This window comes from Rhodovulum bhavnagarense (assembly GCF_004343505.1).
In the GTDB taxonomy this organism is placed as follows: domain Bacteria; phylum Pseudomonadota; class Alphaproteobacteria; order Rhodobacterales; family Rhodobacteraceae; genus Rhodovulum; species Rhodovulum bhavnagarense.
On record NZ_SLXU01000001.1, the window covers coordinates 267,657 to 283,653 of the forward strand.

Consider the following 15,997-nt stretch of genomic DNA (forward strand, 5'->3'; position numbering starts at 1 on the left):
TGTTACATAACAGTAGCCCAGGCGGGGACACGTATCTTCTTCCAGCGTCACCTTGCGCACTGGCGCCACAAGATCGCATGGCCCGTGCCGTGCGCCCTGCCACGAAAAAGCCCGCATATGGCGGGGCTCCGGGCATCGCGATTTTCCTGGGATCAGCGAAAATGGATAAGGTGGCGACCCCTGAAGGATTCGAACCCTCGACCTGCCGATTAGAAGTCGGCTGCTCTATCCAGCTGAGCTAAGGGGCCGCTGGCGGCGTATTGCCTGTCGGCGCCGCGTTCTGCAAGCGTTCAGTGGGTCCAGGCGCCACGGCGGTCGGTGGCGAAATTCTCGGCATAGCCGGCCGGGCGGATATTATGCTTGCGCGGGGTGGGGCGCAGGACGACCGCGTCGATCCCGTTGCGGCGGGCATAATCCAGCGCGGCATCGCGGCTTTCGAATGTCAGTCGCACCTGCGCATGCGTGTCCGACGATCCGGTCCAGCCCATCAGGGGGTCAAGTTCGCGCGGCGCGGCAGGGGCGAATTCCAGCACCCAGTGGTGGGTCTTTGCCTGGCCGGACTGCATGGCGGTTTTCGAGGGCTGGTAGATGCGGGCGCGCATGTGGTCATATCCTCCCGGGAAATCGTCATCTTTTTATGGGGCCGAGATACGGCCGGATCAAGACCGGGTCGCCGGGCCTCAGATATTCTCGAAACGCGGCATGCCCAGGACGTGATAGCCACCGTCCACGGTGATGATTTCGCCCGTGGTACAAGCGCCGTGGTCAGAGGCCAGGTAGACGGCGGTGCCGCCGATGCATTCCAGTGTCGCGTTCTGGCGTAGCGGCGCATTGCTTTCGGCGTGGCGGTAGGTCTTGCGGCCACCGGCGATCGCGGCACCGGCCAGGGTCTTCATCGGGCCGGGTGAGATCGCGTTGACCCGAATGCCCTCGGGACCAAGGTCGGAGGCGAGGTAGCGCACGGTCGATTCCAGCGCCGCCTTGGCCACGCCCATCACGTTGTAGAACGGCGTCACCCGGTTCGACCCCTGGTAGGTCAGGGTCAGGATCGTGCCGCCATTGGGCATCAGGGGCTGGGCGCGTCGGGCCACGTCGATCAGAGAATAGCAGGAAATGGCGAGGCTGTTCTTGAAGTTCTCGCGCGTGGTGTTGATGAACCGGCCGGTCAGTTCGTTCTTGTCGGAATAGGCGATGGCGTGGACCACGAAATCGAGGCTGCCCCATTCCTGTTCCAGCCGCCCGAAACAACGTTCCAGCGAGGCGTCATCGTTCACATCGACGTCGACAAGGAAGTCCGATCCAACGCTTGCGGCCAGCGGTTCTACCCGCTTGCCGAAATTCTCGCCCTGGTAGGAAAAGGCAAGCTCTGCGCCCTCGTCGGCCAACGCCTTGGCAATGCCCCACGCGATGGAGCGGTCATTGGCAACGCCCATGACCAGCCCGCGCTTTCCCTTCATCAATTCAGGCATCGGCGCTTATCCCTGATACTTGCTCATTACCAGCGAGGCGTTCGTGCCGCCAAAGCCGAAGCTGTTGGACAGCACGCTGTCGATCTCGACGCCCTCGCGCAGTTCGGTGACGATCTCGCCCTCGTGGATCTCGGGGTCCAACTGGGTGATGTTGGCCGAGGCCGCGATAAAGCCCTTTTCCATCATGATCAGCGAATAGATCGCCTCGTGCACGCCGGTCGCGCCCAAGGAATGCCCGGTCAGCGACTTGGTCGAGGCGATGGGCGGCACGTTGCCCTCGCCAAAGACGTTGCGCACGGCCTTGATCTCGGTCGCGTCGCCCGCCACGGTCGAGGTGCCATGGGCGTTGATATAGTCGATCTTGCGGCCCTCGGGCAGAGTGGACAGCGCCAGTTTCATCGACCGCTCGCCGCCCTCGCCGGCGGGTGCCACCATGTCATAGCCGTCCGACGTGGCGCCATAGCCCGTCACCTCGGCATAGATCTTGGCGCCGCGCGCCTTGGCGTGTTCCAGTTCCTCCAGCACGACGGTGCCGCCGCCGCCCGCGATCACGAAGCCGTCGCGCGTGGCGTCGAACGGGCGCGAGGCAGTCTCGGGCGTGTCGTTGTATTTCGACGACAGCGCGTTCATCGCGTCGAACAGGCAGGACAGCGTCCAGTCCACCTCTTCGCCGCCGCCGGCGAAGACGATGTCCTGCTTGCCCATCTGGATCAGCTCGACGCCGTTGCCGATGCAATGGGCCGATGTCGAGCAGGCCGAGGTGATCGAGTAGTTCACGCCCTTGATCTTGAACGGCGTGGCCAGGCAGGCCGAGTTCGTGGACGACATGCAGCGCGTCACCATGAACGGGCCCATCCGCTTCGGGCTGCCCTTTTCCTTGACGATCTGGTGCGCGGTGAAGAAGTTCGAGGTCGACGGCCCGCCGGACCCCATGATCAGGCCGGTGCGCTCGTTCGAGATGTCGGAGGCCTCGAGCCCGGAATCGGCAATGGCCTGTTCCATCGCGATGTAATTATAGGCCGCACCCGCCCCCATGAATCGAAGCTGGCGCTTGTCGATCGTGGCGGCCAGGTCGATCTGGGGGATGCCCGCGACCTGGCTGCGAAAGCCGTTCTCGGCATAGACGGGTTCGAACCGGATGCCGGATGTCCCGGCGCGCAGGGCGGCCTCGACTTCGGCGGCATTGTTGCCGATGGGGGAGACGATGCCGAACCCCGTGATGACGACGCGGCGCATGGGCGCTCCTTTCGTTTTGAATCAGCTCTCGGACAAGGCGACCTTCATGTCTTTGACATGATAGATCGTTTCGCCATCCGCTTCGACCCGGCCATCGGCCACACCCATGGTCAGGCGGCGGGTATGGATGGCCTTGGTGAAGTCGACGTAATAGGTCAGCATCTTGCGGTCCGGTCGCACCATGCCGGTGAGTTTCACCTCACCCACGCCCAGCGCATAGCCACGCCCCTGCCAGCCGCGCCAGCCCAGGTTGAAACCCGTCAATTGCCACAGCCCGTCCAGGCCCAGGCAGCCCGGCATGATCGGGTTTCCGGGGAAATGGCAGGAAAAGAACCAGAGATCTGGGTGGATGTCGAACTCGGCCACCACGTGCCCCTTGCCATGTGCCCCGCCATCGGCGCTGATATCGGTGATGCGGTCCATCATCAGCATGGGCGGTTCCGGCAGTTGTGCGTTGCCGGGGCCGAAAAGCTCTCCCCGCGCGCATTTCAGAAGCTGGTCGCGATCAAAGCTCGTCGGGAAATCACTCATCCGGGCCCTGTCCCCTTTTGGTTGGGTCATGTTTTGTACGCCTCCGTCTATCACTCTGCCTCGCAGAGTGGCAATAGTGCCGGCATGCTGCGCCAAACCGCCGCCTCGACTTAAATTTATTTGAATTCGGATCTTGCAGTGACCATATAGTCGTCATGACACAATTCAACGCACATCCCGATACTCCCGACGCGGTGGAACGCAGCAGCCGTTGGTTATCCAAGGCTGGCCTGCGCCCGACCCGTCAGCGTGTCAGCCTTGCCGCCCTGTTGATCGGAGATGGCAAGAACCGGCACGTCACGGCCGAAAGTCTGTACGCGGCCTCTTGCACGAGCGACGAAAAAGTGTCGCTCGCGACTGTCTACAACACGCTGCGCGCATTTTGCGATGCGGGCCTGATGCAGGAAGTGATGGTCGACGGGACCAAGAGCTATTTCGATACCCGTGTCGACGATCATCCGCATTTCTTTTGGGAAGATGAGGGCAGGCTGTCCGATGCGCCTTCTGACCAGCTTGAAATCGCGCGCCTTCCCGATGCCCCGCAGGGCGCCGAAATCACCAAGGTAGAGGTGGTCATCCGCCTGCGGCGTGCCGACACCTGACACTGGCCCTTTCCGATGAGCCTGCTTGGCGGAAAGGGCCGCACCGGTCGCCCGTCGTGAAAACGCGGCATCGGTCGGGATGCCCTTGTTATGGCGTCAGAACCACTGGCCCGGTTCCATCAGGCCCAGATCCAGCAATTGCTGTGAGTTCCAGTCGAATGGCACAGAGTTGTGCCACTTGAAATCGTGGATATCGAACCGCGAGCCCGCATTGGTTTTCAATGCCTTGGCGGTGCGAAAGGAACAGATTGCCGCAGTCAGGTTGTGGTGCCAGGGGCAGGCATAGGTGTTGTATTCCTCATCGTTGAAGAGGTGATTGTCGCCCAACCGCAGCCCTGGCTTGGCGCGAAACAGTCCGATCCGGTCGATATGGCGCCGCGTCTTGGGAATGTGTTCCTCGAATCGCCAGCGAATCCCGCCGAAAAAATCGAGTTGCCTGTCCTTGGGGGCCCCGTTCGCATCGGTCCGTGCCAGCGCGTAATAGCCAGATCGATCGATCATCGCCGTCTCAAGCGAGACAGCATCGGGGAACGTGTCGAGGTCGCCCGCGTAAAGGTCGATCACGTAGGTCAGCATCGCGTCGCGCCTTTCCTCGGTGTGAAAGGCAAGCATTTCGCCGACAGAGCGCGTCTCGCAGAACGGAAAGAACAGGAATTCCGCGTTGTAACAGTAGTAAAACCAGCTTCCCGGAGCGGCTTCGATCATCCGGTTGACCGTGTCGGGCACCGCGTTGTCGGCCAACGTGTCATGGCGCACGCGGTGGATGGTGGTGGTGATGTCCTCGGGCAGGTCAAGCGCATCCGGGGCAAAAACCACGATGCTTTGAAACCCGAGTTGCGCGTGGTGTCGGATCGTGGTGTCGACCTCGATGAGATCCTCGACCATGATCAATGCGACCGGCCCCTTGGCCAGTGCCGCCTGTCCGCGTTCGAGGAAATCCTTCAGCCCGTCATAGCGCTTCCCCGCCATCGGTTTCGTTCTCCTTGTGCGGCCTGTCTGTGCGTCAAGCTCTGACAATTGCGGGGGGGATGCAAGCGTTGCGGCGGCCCGCCGCATTGTGTAGGACACGCCCCATACCCCCGGATGTCAGGCCCATGCCCAAGAAACTCTATATCAAGACCTATGGCTGTCAGATGAACGTCTATGACAGCGAGAGGATGGCCGAGGCGCTGGGCGCGTCGGGCTACGTCACCACCGACACGCCCGAAGCCGCCGACATGATCCTGCTTAACACCTGCCACATCCGCGAAAAGGCCGCCGAAAAGGTCTATTCGGAACTGGGGCGCCTCAAGGGGCTCAAGGCCGCCAATCCCGAGTTGAAGATCGGCGTGGCGGGCTGCGTCGCCCAGGCCGAGGGTGCGGAAATCCTGCGCCGCCAGCCGCTGGTCGACCTGGTGGTCGGCCCGCAAAGCTATCACCGCCTGCCCGAGATGGAGGCCAAGGCGCGGGGCGGCGAAAAGGCGCTGGATACCGATTTCCCCGAAGAGGACAAGTTCGACCGGCTGGGCGGCCGCCCCAAGGCCAGCCGCGGCCCGACCGCGTTTTTGACCGTGCAGGAAGGCTGCGACAAGTTCTGCGCCTTCTGCGTGGTGCCCTATACCCGCGGCGCCGAGGTCTCGCGCCCTGCCACGCGCATCCTGGACGAGGCGCGCGACTTGGTGGAGCGCGGCGTGCGGGAACTCACGCTTCTGGGTCAGAACGTCAACGCCTATCACTGGGACGGGCCGGATGGCACCTGGGGCCTTGCCCGGCTGATCCGTGAACTGGCGAAGATCGACGGGCTGGACCGGCTGCGCTATACCACATCGCACCCCAACGACATGGAAGACGACCTGATCGCCGCCCACGGCGATTGTGCGGAACTGATGCCCTACCTGCACCTGCCGGTGCAGTCGGGGTCCGACCGCATCCTCAAGGCGATGAACCGCAAGCATACGGCCGAGCAGTATCTGCGCCTGATCGAACGCATCCGCGCCGCCCGCCCCGATATCCTCATCTCGGGCGATTTCATCGTGGGCTTTCCCGGCGAAACCGATGCCGATTTCGAGGATACCCTCGCGCTGGTGCGCGCGGTCGGCTACGGCCAGTGCTATTCCTTCAAGTATTCGCCTCGCCCGGGCACCCCCGCGGCGGAACGCGCGGAACAGGTGCCCGAAGATGTCATGGCCGACCGGCTGGCGCGGCTCCAGGCGTTGTTGCACCACCAACAGGAGGCCGCGCAAAAGGCCATGGTCGGGCGGCGTGTTGGCGTGCTGTTCGAAAAGCAGGGGCGAATGCCCGGCCAGATGGTCGGCAAGTCCGACCACCTCCAGGCGGTTCATGCCGAGGCCGGGCCGGACTGGCTGGGCCGGATTGCCGAGGTCGAGATCGTCGCCGCCGCGCCCAACTCGCTATCCGGGCGCCTCGTGACGTCGGTGGACGCCTGATCGCCGACAATTCGTTGCGAGAAAGGGTAGCTGTTTCTTTTCCGCCTACAATATCTGGTAAAAGAATCTTCACAAGCTAGCCGAATTTGGTAATCTCTTGTCGTATACGGTGGGTGCGTGTGTCTCCGGCACCGCCTTTTCCGTTTTTGCAAGGGCAGGGGGCGACAGCCGTGATCAAAGGATTTTTCGACAAGGCAAAGCGAGGGCTTGCGGGCGCGGCAATCATGACGGGGGCTGTGGCACTGGCCGGCATTCCCGCCGCTCAGGCGCAGCAGAAGGTCATCCAGGGCGAACGCTATGTGCCCACGATCTGGGTCGATCCCGACGGATGCGAACATTGGGTGATGGATGACGGCTGGGAGGGGTACATGACGCCCCATGTCACCCGCGAAGGCATTCCGGTCTGTCGTCGAGGCAATACTTGCGGGGTTATGAATTCCGACCAGCTTTTCGCTACTGACAGCGCCACGGTAACAGCCGCTGGCCGGGCCCGTTTGCAGGAATTTTTCCGCGCGACGACTGCGCGTGCCTTTGTCATAGCCGGCCACACCGACAGCCGTGCGAGTGCAGAATACAACATGGCATTGTCCAAACGCCGTGCGGATGCCGTCGCCAGGATCGCTCAGCAATCGGGCGCGCGCATCGCCGATGTGCGCGGCTATGGCGAGCATATGCCGCGCGCAACCAACCAGACCGCGGCCGGGATGCAGCAAAACCGCCGTGTCGAGATCATCTGTCTTCGTTGAAGGGGCGAGCACTATGAAAAAGGCCAAGATCATCGCGATTGCCGCTCTCGCCGTTTCGGTCGCGGGCTGTGTCGATAACAAGGTTGACAAGACGGTCGACCGGTTCATCGACTCCAAGGATCTCAGCCAGCTTCGCGCAGGCATCTGGGTCGATCCCAACGGGTGCGAACACTGGATCATCGATGACGGGATCGAGGGCTACCTGTCGCAGCGCCTGGACAAGTATGGCAAGCCGGTCTGTTCAGGTATCGCGCCGCCCAATACCGCGATCGGGCCTTACAAGTCCGGCTCTGGCGTTACCGATCCGATCTGACGCGGGGCGTCCTTGCACGACATCTGACCGCCGTGGCTGGTCCCGGCGGTCATTTTTGTATCAATCGGGTAAAACATTTCACCGAGAGCTTGCGGTTTGATCCGTCGGTTGGCACCATATCTTGGCAGGCTTTCACCGACGGAGTCCTTATTGGCCATCAGCGCTCTGCCCCCCCCGCCGAAAGATGCGGATATCGCCGAGACCCGGCTGGAATTCGCAGATAATCGCCTGTTGATCGACCTCTGCGGCGAGTTCGATCGCAACCTTGCCCAGATCGAGCACCGCCTCGGGGTGCATATTCTGCGCCGGGGAAACCAACTTGCAATCGTAGGCGAAGATCCGCCGCGTGCGCAGGCCGCGCAGGTTCTGGGCCAGCTTTACGCGCGGCTCGAAAGTGGCAAGGGGGTCGAGGCGGGCGATATCGACGGCGCGATCCGGCTGGGCGATTCCGCCGATGGAACGGGCGCGCGCGATGGCGATCAACTCGAGATGTTCCAGCGCGGACGGGTTGAAATTCACACCAGGAAGAAACTGGTCGAGCCCCGAACCGAGGCCCAGCGCAGCTATGTCCGTTCACTATATGAACACGAGCTGGCCTTTGGTATCGGGCCCGCAGGCACTGGCAAGACCTACCTTGCCGTGGCGGTCGCGGTGAACATGTTCATCGGCGGCCATGTCGACCGCATCATTCTCAGTCGTCCCGCTGTCGAGGCCGGCGAGCGGCTGGGCTTTCTGCCCGGCGACATGAAGGAAAAAGTCGATCCCTACATGCAGCCGCTTTACGACGCGCTGAACGATTTCCTGCCGGGCAAGCAGGTGGCCAAGCTGATGGAGGAAAAGCGTATAGAGATCGCGCCGCTCGCGTTCATGCGGGGACGGACGTTGTCGAATGCCTTCGTAGTGTTGGACGAGGCGCAGAATGCAACCACGATGCAGATGAAGATGTTTCTCACCCGCCTGGGCGAGGGGTCGCGCATGGTCGTCACCGGCGATCGGTCGCAGGTGGACCTGCCGCGCGGCGTGGCCAGCGGGCTGGCGGATGCGCAGCGCTTGCTTTCCGGCATCGAAAGGATTTCGTTCAATTACTTTACCTCGAAAGATGTCGTGCGTCATCCCCTGGTGGCCAGGATCATCGAGGCCTATGACGCGGACGAGGCCTGAGCGCGTCGGCCATGCCGGGCGCGTGCGTCATCGCCCTTGCCTGAGCGGCTTGCATGGTCTTCCATGCGATTTGGCCCGCCCCCCCTTACGGGGCGCCGTTTCACGCGCTAGATCGTGACGATGAGCACCGATACCACCGATACCCTTGTCGAAGATCCCCGTTGGAACACGCTTGGGCTTGAGGCCCTGGCCGAAACCGCCGCGCGTGCCACCCTTGACCATCTGGGGCTGGTTCCCGAGGCCTGCGAGATCGCGATCCTGGCCTGTGACGACGCGCGTATTGCCACGCTGAACGCGGAATTCCGCGACAAACCCGGCCCCACCAACGTGTTGTCCTGGCCTGCCGAGAATCTGGCCCCGCAACGCGATGGCGCCGCCCCTGACAGGCCCGCGGCTGCGTTGCCCGGCATGCCCCTGGAACTGGGCGATATCGCGATTGCCTATGATACCTGCGCCCGCGAGGCCCGCGAGCAAGCCAAGCCGATGGCCGATCACGTCACCCACCTGATCGTCCATGGCTGTCTGCACCTGTTGGGTTACGATCACATTCGGCCGAAAGATGCAGAAGTAATGGAACGTATCGAGGTCGAAATACTTGCAAAACTGGGGCTGTCCGACCCATATGACGATCACGGACCGTGAGTCCGGGTTATTCGGTAAGGATTTATGGGCGACGAGATCGACGGATCGTCTAGCGCCGCGCAGGGCGCGCTTGAGACAGACACTCTTGAAGGGCGGGGCCTTCTGGGCCGGCTTGTAGGGGCGATCATGCCCAACGCGAATTCTCCATCGACCGGACAGGATCAGGCGAGCGAGGGCGCGGACCCGCCCACAGGCGCATTGCCGCCGGGGATGCTGAACCTGCGGCGGATGCGTGTTGATGACGTGGCGATCCCCAAGGCAGAGATCGAGGCGGTGCCGCTGGATATCGGCAAGGATGACCTCGTTCAGGTCTTTCGCGAAACGGGCATGACCCGGCTGCCTGTCTATGACGGCACCTTGGATACCCCCGTGGGGCTGGTGCATCTCAAGGATTTCGCCTTGCGCCATGGGTTCAACGGCAAGGCAGGCTCTTTTGACCTCAAAGAAATGATCCGCCCGCTTCTTTATGCCCCGCCGTCGATGCCGATCGGGGTCTTGTTGCAAAAGATGCAAAGCCAGCGGATGCACATGGCGCTGGTGATCGACGAATATGGCGGGGTTGATGGGCTTGTGACCATCGAAGACCTGATCGAACAGGTCGTGGGCGAGATCGAGGATGAGCACGATATCGATGAAGGCACGCTCTGGTCCTTGGAAAAGCCGGGCATCTTTCTCGTTCAGGCCCGCGCCCCGCTGGACGAATTCGAGGCCGAGATCGGCCTGCGGCTGGCCGATCCGGATGACGAGCAGGAAATCGATACGCTGGGCGGGCTGTTGTTCATGATGATCGGTCGCGTCCCTGCGCGTGGCGAGGTGATTCGCCAGCGTGACGGTGTGGAATTCGAGGTGATCGACGCCGATCCCCGCCGCATCAAGCGGTTGCGCGTCCGTCTCCCCGGCCGCGAAGAGGCCTGAGCCCTTGCGCGCGCGGCCGGCGCTATCGTGGCGGTCGCGCGGCGTGCCGATGGCGATGGCCTTCGGGCTGGGCCTTTTGCTTGCGCTGGGGCAGGTACCTTTCGCGTTTTGGCCCCTGGGGTTGGCCGGGCTGGCAGGGCTGACGATCCTCGTTGCACGGGCCGGTGGCGCGCTTGCTGCCGCGCGGCTGGCATGGGCCGGGGGTGCGGGGCATTTCGCGCTGAGCCTTTCATGGATCGTCGAACCCTTTCTCGTGGATATTCGCGTCCATGGCTGGATGGCGCCCTTTGCCCTGGTCGCGATGGCGGGGGGGCTGGCGCTGTTCTGGGGGGCGGCGGGTGCATTCGCAGGCTGGGCGGGGCAGGGGGTGCGAACACGTGCGCTGGCCTTTGCGCTGGCGCTTGCGGCGGTGGAACTTGCCCGCGGCTATGTGTTGACCGGTTTTCCCTGGGCGCTGCCGGGTCATATCTGGATCGGTACGGCCCCGATGCAGATTGCCGCGCTTGGCGGGCAATACGGCCTGACGCTGATGACGACGCTTGCCGTGGCGTTGGCGGTGATTTTGCCAATTGGGCCGGGGCGCGCGCTTGGCGCGGTGCTGGGTGCGATGTTGTTGGGCGGGGCGATGTTTTGGGGAATGGCGCGACTGTCGGCGCCTTTGCCCGAACGGCCGGACGCGCCTTTGATCCGCGTGATCCAGCCCAATGCCGCGCAGCATCTGAAATGGCGTCCGGACATGGTGCCGCTTTTCTGGAACCGCCAGCTGGATTACACCGCCGCGCGGGCCGATCCGGCGCCGGACCTGGTGATCTGGCCTGAAACCGCGATCCCCTTCATGCTGGAACGCGCGGGCGGCGCGCTGGGGGCGATTGCCGATGCGGCTGGCGGGGTGCCGGTGATGGCCGGCATCCAGCGCCGGGAGGGCTCGCAGGCCTTTAACAGCCTCGTCGTGATCGGGTCCGGCGGGCAGGTTGTTCAGCTTTACGACAAGCACCATCTCGTGCCCTTTGGCGAATATATCCCCTTGGGTGGTTTGCTGGGCCGGTTCGGGATCAGGGGGCTGGCGGCCACCGATGTATTTGGCTATGCGCCCGGTCCCGGTCCGCAGGTTCTCGATCTTGGTCCGCGGCTGGGCGCGGCTGTGCCGCTGATTTGTTATGAGGCGGTGTTCCCGCAGGATGTTCGCACCGATAGCCGCGGGGACTGGCTGGTACAGATTACCAATGACGCGTGGTTCGGCGCCGGTTCCGGCCCGTACCAGCACCTGTCGCTTGCCCGGCTGCGCGCGGTCGAAACCGGCCTGCCGATGGTGCGTGCAGCCAATACCGGTGTCTCGGCCTTTATCGATCCGATGGGACGCATCACCGCCAGCCTGCCGCTGAATGCCGAGGGCGCGCTGACGGCTCCCCTGCCGCCAGCGCTGGCCGCAACACCCTATGCGCGGCTCGGTGACTGGCCCGTTGCACTGGTGATCGCTCTGTCCCTCGCTGCTTTGGTCGCAGCAAGAGCACGGAAATAGCGATTGATTCCCGCGCTTGCCGGGCGTAAGCCGCAAGTCATGAACCGCCACAACGGCTTCCTGGCGTGGCGGGGATATTCATAACGGAGCACCTTCACATGACCCGCCAAAACTACGTCTTCACCTCCGAATCCGTTTCGGAGGGCCACCCCGACAAGGTCTGCGACCGCATTTCCGACGCGATCCTGGATGCCTTCCTCGCCGAAGAGGCCAATGCCCGCGTCGCCTGCGAGACTTTCGCGACGACCGGCATGGTTGTCATTGGCGGCGAGGTGGGGTTGTCGGACCAGGACAAGCTGAAGAATTACATGGGGCGCATCGGCGAGATCGCCCGCGACTGCATCAAGGATATCGGCTACGAGCAGGAAAAATTCCATTGGAACACCTGCCACGTTCTGAACTTCCTGCATGAACAATCCGCCCATATCGCGCAAGGCGTCGACAAGGACGGCGCCGGCGACCAGGGCATCATGTTCGGCTATGCCACGAACGAAACGCCCGAACTGATGCCCGCGCCGATCCAGTATTCCCACGCGATCCTGCGCCGCCTGACCGAGGCGCGCAAATCCGGCGCAGAGCCGACCCTGCGCCCCGACGCCAAGTCGCAGCTTTCGGTGCGTTACGAGGGCGGCAAGCCGGTGGCGGTCGACTCCATCGTCTTGTCCACCCAGCACGAGTTCGAAAGCCAGACCTCGGACGATATCCGCCAGATCGTGGAACCCTATATCCGCGAGGTTCTTCCTGACGGCTGGATTCACGATGGCACCGAATGGCATGTGAACCCCACCGGAACCTTCGTGATCGGCGGGCCGGATGGCGATGCGGGCCTGACGGGCCGCAAGATCATCGTCGATACCTACGGCGGGGCCGCACCGCATGGTGGGGGTGCCTTCTCTGGCAAGGATCCAACCAAGGTGGACCGCTCGGCCGCTTATGCCGCGCGGTATCTTGCCAAGAACATCGTGGCTGCCGAGCTGGCGGATCGCTGTACGCTGCAACTGTCCTATGCCATCGGCGTGGCCAAGCCGCTATCGATCTATGTCGATACCTATGGCACCGGCAAGGTGCCCGAGGAGTTGATCGAACAGGCCGTGGCCAAGGTCATGGACCTGACCCCGCGCGGTATCCGTGAACACCTGGCGCTGAACCGCCCGATCTATGCACGGACCGCAGCCTACGGCCATTTCGGTCGCGCCCCAGAGGCCGATGGTGGATTTAGCTGGGAACGCACCGACCTGGCCGCCGAATTGAAAGCGGCTATCTGAGCATCGGTGCCGGGGGCTGTCCCGGCGTAATTTGCGGGTGCGCATCTCGTGATGCGCACCCGTTCGTGTTTCCGGAACACGTTACCCAGACTGTCTCTTGTGCGGGGCCTTGACCCCGCGATCCCCGCATCCTATGGCGCGCGGCATGATCGATAGCCCCACTCCCCCGTACCGTGCCTGGCGAAACTTTTATGGCCGCCGCCACGGCAAGACCCTGCGTGACGGTCAGAAAAGCGTTCTTGACCAGGATCTGGCGCGGCTTTCGCCCGGACCTGTCGATTGGGACGAAAACCCCCTGCGCGAGCCGTTGGACCTTGCGGCACGGTTCGGGGAAGGGCGCGAGATCTGGCTTGAGATCGGCTTTGGCGGGGGGGAACACATGGTCCACCAGGCCGCCGCCAATCCCGAGGTTGCGATCATCGGATGCGAGCCGTTCATCAACGGTGTCGCCATGTTGCTGGGCAAGTTGCGCGCGGCGGGGGTAAACAATGTCGCGGTGCATCCGGGTGACGCGCGCGACCTTTTCGATGTCTTGCCCGAGGCCAGCCTTTCGCGGGCGTTCCTGCTCTATCCCGATCCCTGGCCCAAGAAGAAACACCACCGGCGCCGTTTCGTCACCCCCGAACACCTGGCCCCGCTCGCCCGCGTGATGAAGCCCGGTGCCAGCCTGCGCATTGCCACGGATATTCCCGACTATGTTCGCCAGTCCTTGCTGGAGGTGCCGCGTGCGGGGTTTGACTGGCTGGCCGAGGGGCCGGCGGATTGGCGCAACCCATGGGATGACTGGATATCCACCCGTTACGAGAAAAAGGCGCTGCGCGAAGGCCGCACGCCCCATTACCTGAGCTTTAGCCGCCGCTGAGTGTTCGTTGCCATATGCCTTGGGGACGGGGCTGGCACGGACCGACGGCGCAAACACGAAAACCCCGCGTACTATGCACGCGGGGCCGATATCACAAACGCGACAGGGATCAGGCGGTGGCCTGGGCCTTGGCGATATCTTTCTTGATTTTCAGCGCCTTCTCGGACAGTTCCGCGTCGCGCGCCTTGGCAAGGAAGGCGTCCAGCCCGCCGCGATGGTCCACTGTGCGCAGTGCCGAGGCAGACACGCGCAGCTTGTACGAACGGCCAAGTACGTCCGAAATCAGCGTCACGTCATTGAGGTTCGGCAGGAACCGGCGCCTGGTCTTGTTATGGGCGTGGCTGACATTGTTGCCCGTCATCGGCCCTTTTCCGGTCAGTTCGCAGACACGCGACATGGGTTTTTTCCTTGTCTCGACTAATAGGATCGGCGCCGCAAGCCGCAGCGCCGCGAATTCAGTCCGGGTCAGATACGGGCAATCGACAGGGGCGTCAAGCGATTCATCGCCGCCGCTCGCGGGCATATCGCGCCACGAAGCGTTGCAGGATTGCCTCGGGCACATGCACGTCCTCGACCCGACACATCGCAACCAACCCGGCCGCGGTCTCGGGCGGGAAATAGCCGCGATCCTTGTAGATGCGAATCCGCACCTCGAAACCGTCGCTATCCGCCTCGGGGTGGAATTGCGTGGCATAGACGTTTTGTCCGAACCGGATCATCTGGAACGGGCAGGGGGCAGAGGCCAGAAGATGCACACATCCCGCAGGCAGGGTCTGCACCGCCTCCTTGTGGCCGACAAAGGCGCGGAACGCCTCCGGCAATCCCTTCAACAGCGGGTCGGCCCGGCCCTCCGGGGTCAGCAGGCAGGTTGTCGCGCCCACGGCTTCGGCAAATTTCTCTTTCGTGACCGTCGCGCCCAGGTGGTGGGCAAGGATGCCGATCCCGTAACAACAGCCCATGAAGGGAAAATCGCGTGTCGTGATCTCGGGCATCAGCCCCAGCACCGCCGCCTCTATGCGCGCCTCGACATCGGTCTTCTTGTCCGGCGGATCTGATACACAGCCCGGTCCGCCCCCCACGATCACGCCGGAATAGTCGTCCAGCGATATCTCGTCGGGCAGGTCTTGCCGATCCAGCCGGATGCGGTGCGCCTGGTCGGCGCGCAGGCCGCCCTTGCGCAGGATCGCGGCGAACTCGTCATCCGAGGCCTCGGTCTCGGGACGCAACTGGAGGATCAGAAAGGGTTTCAGGAGGTTATTCCCAAGGTTTCGAGCATCTCGGAGGTGGCGCGCGCGACGCTCAGATCGCCCCTTGCCACCTGGTCGCCCAGTGCGGCCATCCGCGCGCGCGCCGCCGCGTCACGTTCCAGCCGCGCGAGGAGCCCGCGCCGGACCTCTTCCCCGAACCAATAGCGCGCCTGTTCGGCCCGTCGGGTGTCGAAATGCCCCTGTTCGCGCCGCCACAGGGCCAGTTGCTGCATTTCGTCCCAGGCCCGCTCAAGGCCTGCTTCTTCCAGCGCCGACACGCACATGGCCTTGGGAAAGCCCTCTGGGTCTTGCGGACGGCGGCGCAACAGTCGCAATGCGCCCGCGTAATCGGCCCGCGTGCGTTCCGCCGCCGGTTTCAGGTCACCATCGGCCTTGTTGACAAGGATCAGGTCCGCCATTTCCATGATGCCGCGCTTGACCCCCTGCAACTCGTCGCCGCCCGCCGGTGCCATCAGCAGGATAAACAGGTCGGTCATCTCGGCCACCATCGTTTCCGACTGGCCCACGCCCACCGTCTCGATCAGCACGATGTCAAACCCGGCCGCCTCGCACAGGCTTACCGCCTCGCGGGTACGCCGCGCCACGCCACCCAGCGCCGACTGGCTGGGCGAGGGTCGGATGAAAGCGGCCGGATCGCGCGAGAGACGTTCCATCCGCGTCTTGTCGCCGAGGATCGACCCGCCCGATCGCGCCGAGGAAGGGTCAACCGCCAAGACCGCCACCTTGTGGCCCATCCCGGTGAGAAGGATGCCGAAACTCTCGATAAAGGTCGACTTGCCCACACCGGGCGTGCCTGACAGCCCCAGCCGCAGCGCCTGTCCCGGTGTCGCGGTCAACGCATCCAGCAACGCCCGGGCCTGCACCCGGTGATCGGCCCGGCCGCTCTCGACCAGGGTAATCGCGCGGGCAAGCGCCCGGCGCTCGCCGTTGCGGATACGGCTGGCCAATTCGTCTGTCTGCATTGCCACCTCCGGTCCATCGGGCCGTCGCCTCTTGGCGCGTGTCTTGCCGCGTGCGCGCGGGGCTGTCCAGCCCTCTGGCG

18 protein-coding genes, 1 tRNA gene and 1 riboswitch are annotated in these 15,997 nt (G+C 63.6%); of the genes, 10 read left to right on the plus strand and 9 right to left on the minus strand.

Annotated features, from left to right (window positions below):
* Positions 1 to 171 precede the first annotated feature (171 nt).
* From EV663_RS01360 to fabA, 5 genes are all read right to left on the minus strand, one after another.
* Positions 172 to 248, minus strand: a tRNA-Arg gene (locus EV663_RS01360).
* 42 nt (positions 249 to 290) lie between these two features.
* The gene (locus EV663_RS01365; RefSeq protein WP_132949964.1) at positions 291 to 602 is read right to left on the minus strand and encodes an ETC complex I subunit; all 312 of its coding nucleotides are present in this window, start codon (positions 600 to 602) and stop codon (positions 291 to 293) included.
* Positions 603 to 680: 78 nt separating this feature from the next.
* Positions 681 to 1,469, minus strand: coding sequence for an enoyl-ACP reductase FabI (locus tag EV663_RS01370; RefSeq protein ID WP_132949965.1), 789 nt, complete (start codon positions 1,467 to 1,469; stop codon positions 681 to 683).
* 6 nt (positions 1,470 to 1,475) lie between these two features.
* Complete coding sequence (gene fabB, locus EV663_RS01375; protein WP_132949966.1) at positions 1,476 to 2,705, minus strand: beta-ketoacyl-ACP synthase I; 1,230 nt, start codon at positions 2,703 to 2,705, stop codon at positions 1,476 to 1,478.
* Between the two features lie 21 nt (positions 2,706 to 2,726).
* Positions 2,727 to 3,236, minus strand: coding sequence for a bifunctional 3-hydroxydecanoyl-ACP dehydratase/trans-2-decenoyl-ACP isomerase (gene fabA, locus EV663_RS01380; protein ID WP_132949967.1), 510 nt, complete (start codon positions 3,234 to 3,236; stop codon positions 2,727 to 2,729).
* 155 nt (positions 3,237 to 3,391) lie between these two features.
* Here fabA and irrA point away from each other — a divergent pair, with 155 nt between their 5' ends.
* A complete protein-coding gene (gene irrA, locus EV663_RS01385; protein WP_132949968.1) occupies positions 3,392 to 3,838 on the plus strand; it encodes an iron response transcriptional regulator IrrA in 447 nt (148 codons plus the stop codon).
* A gap of 96 nt (positions 3,839 to 3,934) precedes the next feature.
* On the opposite strand, the gene EV663_RS01390 is transcribed toward irrA, so the two are convergent.
* Entirely contained in the window at positions 3,935 to 4,807 is an 873-nt protein-coding gene (locus EV663_RS01390) for a glycosyltransferase family 2 protein (RefSeq protein ID WP_132949969.1), read from the minus strand.
* A 125-nt stretch (positions 4,808 to 4,932) separates the two neighbouring features.
* Between EV663_RS01390 and miaB the strand changes: the two genes are divergently transcribed.
* From miaB to trmB, 9 genes are all read left to right on the plus strand, one after another.
* Positions 4,933 to 6,264 (plus strand): tRNA (N6-isopentenyl adenosine(37)-C2)-methylthiotransferase MiaB, encoded by a 1,332-nt coding sequence (gene miaB / locus EV663_RS01395; RefSeq protein WP_132949970.1) that lies wholly within the window; start codon positions 4,933 to 4,935, stop codon positions 6,262 to 6,264.
* A 224-nt stretch (positions 6,265 to 6,488) separates the two neighbouring features.
* Positions 6,489 to 7,010 (plus strand): OmpA family protein, encoded by a 522-nt coding sequence (locus EV663_RS01400; RefSeq protein ID WP_132950398.1) that lies wholly within the window; start codon positions 6,489 to 6,491, stop codon positions 7,008 to 7,010.
* Between the two features lie 13 nt (positions 7,011 to 7,023).
* Positions 7,024 to 7,323 carry a hypothetical protein gene (locus EV663_RS01405; RefSeq protein ID WP_132949971.1) on the plus strand — a complete coding sequence of 100 codons (300 nt, stop codon included), beginning with the start codon at positions 7,024 to 7,026 and terminating at the stop codon, positions 7,321 to 7,323.
* Positions 7,324 to 7,473: 150 nt separating this feature from the next.
* Positions 7,474 to 8,484: a PhoH family protein gene (locus EV663_RS01410; RefSeq protein WP_132949972.1), complete on the plus strand. Its 1,011-nt coding sequence runs from the start codon at positions 7,474 to 7,476 to the stop codon at positions 8,482 to 8,484.
* 120 nt (positions 8,485 to 8,604) lie between these two features.
* Complete coding sequence (gene ybeY, locus EV663_RS01415; protein WP_132949973.1) at positions 8,605 to 9,126, plus strand: rRNA maturation RNase YbeY; 522 nt, start codon at positions 8,605 to 8,607, stop codon at positions 9,124 to 9,126.
* A 24-nt stretch (positions 9,127 to 9,150) separates the two neighbouring features.
* On the plus strand, positions 9,151 to 10,041 hold the full coding sequence (locus tag EV663_RS01420; RefSeq protein WP_132949974.1) for a hemolysin family protein: 891 nt from the start codon (positions 9,151 to 9,153) through the stop codon (positions 10,039 to 10,041).
* A 49-nt stretch (positions 10,042 to 10,090) separates the two neighbouring features.
* Entirely contained in the window at positions 10,091 to 11,560 is a 1,470-nt protein-coding gene (lnt, locus tag EV663_RS01425) for an apolipoprotein N-acyltransferase (protein ID WP_132950399.1), read from the plus strand.
* 41 nt (positions 11,561 to 11,601) lie between these two features.
* Positions 11,602 to 11,651, plus strand: a riboswitch (SAM-SAH riboswitch).
* A 7-nt stretch (positions 11,652 to 11,658) separates the two neighbouring features.
* Entirely contained in the window at positions 11,659 to 12,825 is a 1,167-nt protein-coding gene (metK, locus tag EV663_RS01430; RefSeq protein WP_132949975.1) for a methionine adenosyltransferase, read from the plus strand.
* 145 nt (positions 12,826 to 12,970) lie between these two features.
* Positions 12,971 to 13,687 (plus strand): tRNA (guanine(46)-N(7))-methyltransferase TrmB, encoded by a 717-nt coding sequence (gene trmB, locus EV663_RS01435; protein ID WP_207904387.1) that lies wholly within the window; start codon positions 12,971 to 12,973, stop codon positions 13,685 to 13,687.
* A 109-nt stretch (positions 13,688 to 13,796) separates the two neighbouring features.
* Here trmB and rpmB read toward each other — a convergent pair whose 3' ends face one another.
* The 3 genes from rpmB to meaB form a co-directional block, all read right to left on the minus strand.
* The gene (rpmB, locus tag EV663_RS01440) at positions 13,797 to 14,084 is read right to left on the minus strand and encodes a 50S ribosomal protein L28 (protein ID WP_132949976.1); all 288 of its coding nucleotides are present in this window, start codon (positions 14,082 to 14,084) and stop codon (positions 13,797 to 13,799) included.
* A 103-nt stretch (positions 14,085 to 14,187) separates the two neighbouring features.
* Positions 14,188 to 14,937 carry a glutamine amidotransferase gene (locus EV663_RS01445; protein WP_132949977.1) on the minus strand — a complete coding sequence of 250 codons (750 nt, stop codon included), beginning with the start codon at positions 14,935 to 14,937 and terminating at the stop codon, positions 14,188 to 14,190.
* Positions 14,934 to 15,917 (minus strand): methylmalonyl Co-A mutase-associated GTPase MeaB, encoded by a 984-nt coding sequence (gene meaB, locus EV663_RS01450; RefSeq protein ID WP_132949978.1) that lies wholly within the window; start codon positions 15,915 to 15,917, stop codon positions 14,934 to 14,936. Before meaB ends, EV663_RS01445 begins: the two co-directional genes overlap by 4 nt.
* Between the last annotated feature and the right edge of the window lie 80 nt (positions 15,918 to 15,997).

Coding starts and splice junctions, on each gene's coding strand:
- EV663_RS01365 (WP_132949964.1), bottom strand. CDS start 602: ATGCGCGCCCGCATCTACCAGCCCTCGAAAACCGCCATGCAGTCCGGC.
- EV663_RS01370 (WP_132949965.1), bottom strand. CDS start 1,469: ATGCCTGAATTGATGAAGGGAAAGCGCGGGCTGGTCATGGGCGTTGCC.
- fabB (WP_132949966.1), bottom strand. CDS start 2,705: ATGCGCCGCGTCGTCATCACGGGGTTCGGCATCGTCTCCCCCATCGGC.
- fabA (WP_132949967.1), bottom strand. CDS start 3,236: ATGAGTGATTTCCCGACGAGCTTTGATCGCGACCAGCTTCTGAAATGC.
- irrA (WP_132949968.1), top strand. CDS start 3,392: ATGACACAATTCAACGCACATCCCGATACTCCCGACGCGGTGGAACGC.
- EV663_RS01390 (WP_132949969.1), bottom strand. CDS start 4,807: ATGGCGGGGAAGCGCTATGACGGGCTGAAGGATTTCCTCGAACGCGGA.
- miaB (WP_132949970.1), top strand. CDS start 4,933: ATGCCCAAGAAACTCTATATCAAGACCTATGGCTGTCAGATGAACGTC.
- EV663_RS01400 (WP_132950398.1), top strand. CDS start 6,489: ATGACGGGGGCTGTGGCACTGGCCGGCATTCCCGCCGCTCAGGCGCAG.
- EV663_RS01405 (WP_132949971.1), top strand. CDS start 7,024: ATGAAAAAGGCCAAGATCATCGCGATTGCCGCTCTCGCCGTTTCGGTC.
- ybeY (WP_132949973.1), top strand. CDS start 8,605: ATGAGCACCGATACCACCGATACCCTTGTCGAAGATCCCCGTTGGAAC.
- EV663_RS01420 (WP_132949974.1), top strand. CDS start 9,151: ATGGGCGACGAGATCGACGGATCGTCTAGCGCCGCGCAGGGCGCGCTT.
- lnt (WP_132950399.1), top strand. CDS start 10,091: ATGGCGATGGCCTTCGGGCTGGGCCTTTTGCTTGCGCTGGGGCAGGTA.
- metK (WP_132949975.1), top strand. CDS start 11,659: ATGACCCGCCAAAACTACGTCTTCACCTCCGAATCCGTTTCGGAGGGC.
- trmB (WP_207904387.1), top strand. CDS start 12,971: ATGATCGATAGCCCCACTCCCCCGTACCGTGCCTGGCGAAACTTTTAT.
- rpmB (WP_132949976.1), bottom strand. CDS start 14,084: ATGTCGCGTGTCTGCGAACTGACCGGAAAAGGGCCGATGACGGGCAAC.
- meaB (WP_132949978.1), bottom strand. CDS start 15,917: ATGCAGACAGACGAATTGGCCAGCCGTATCCGCAACGGCGAGCGCCGG.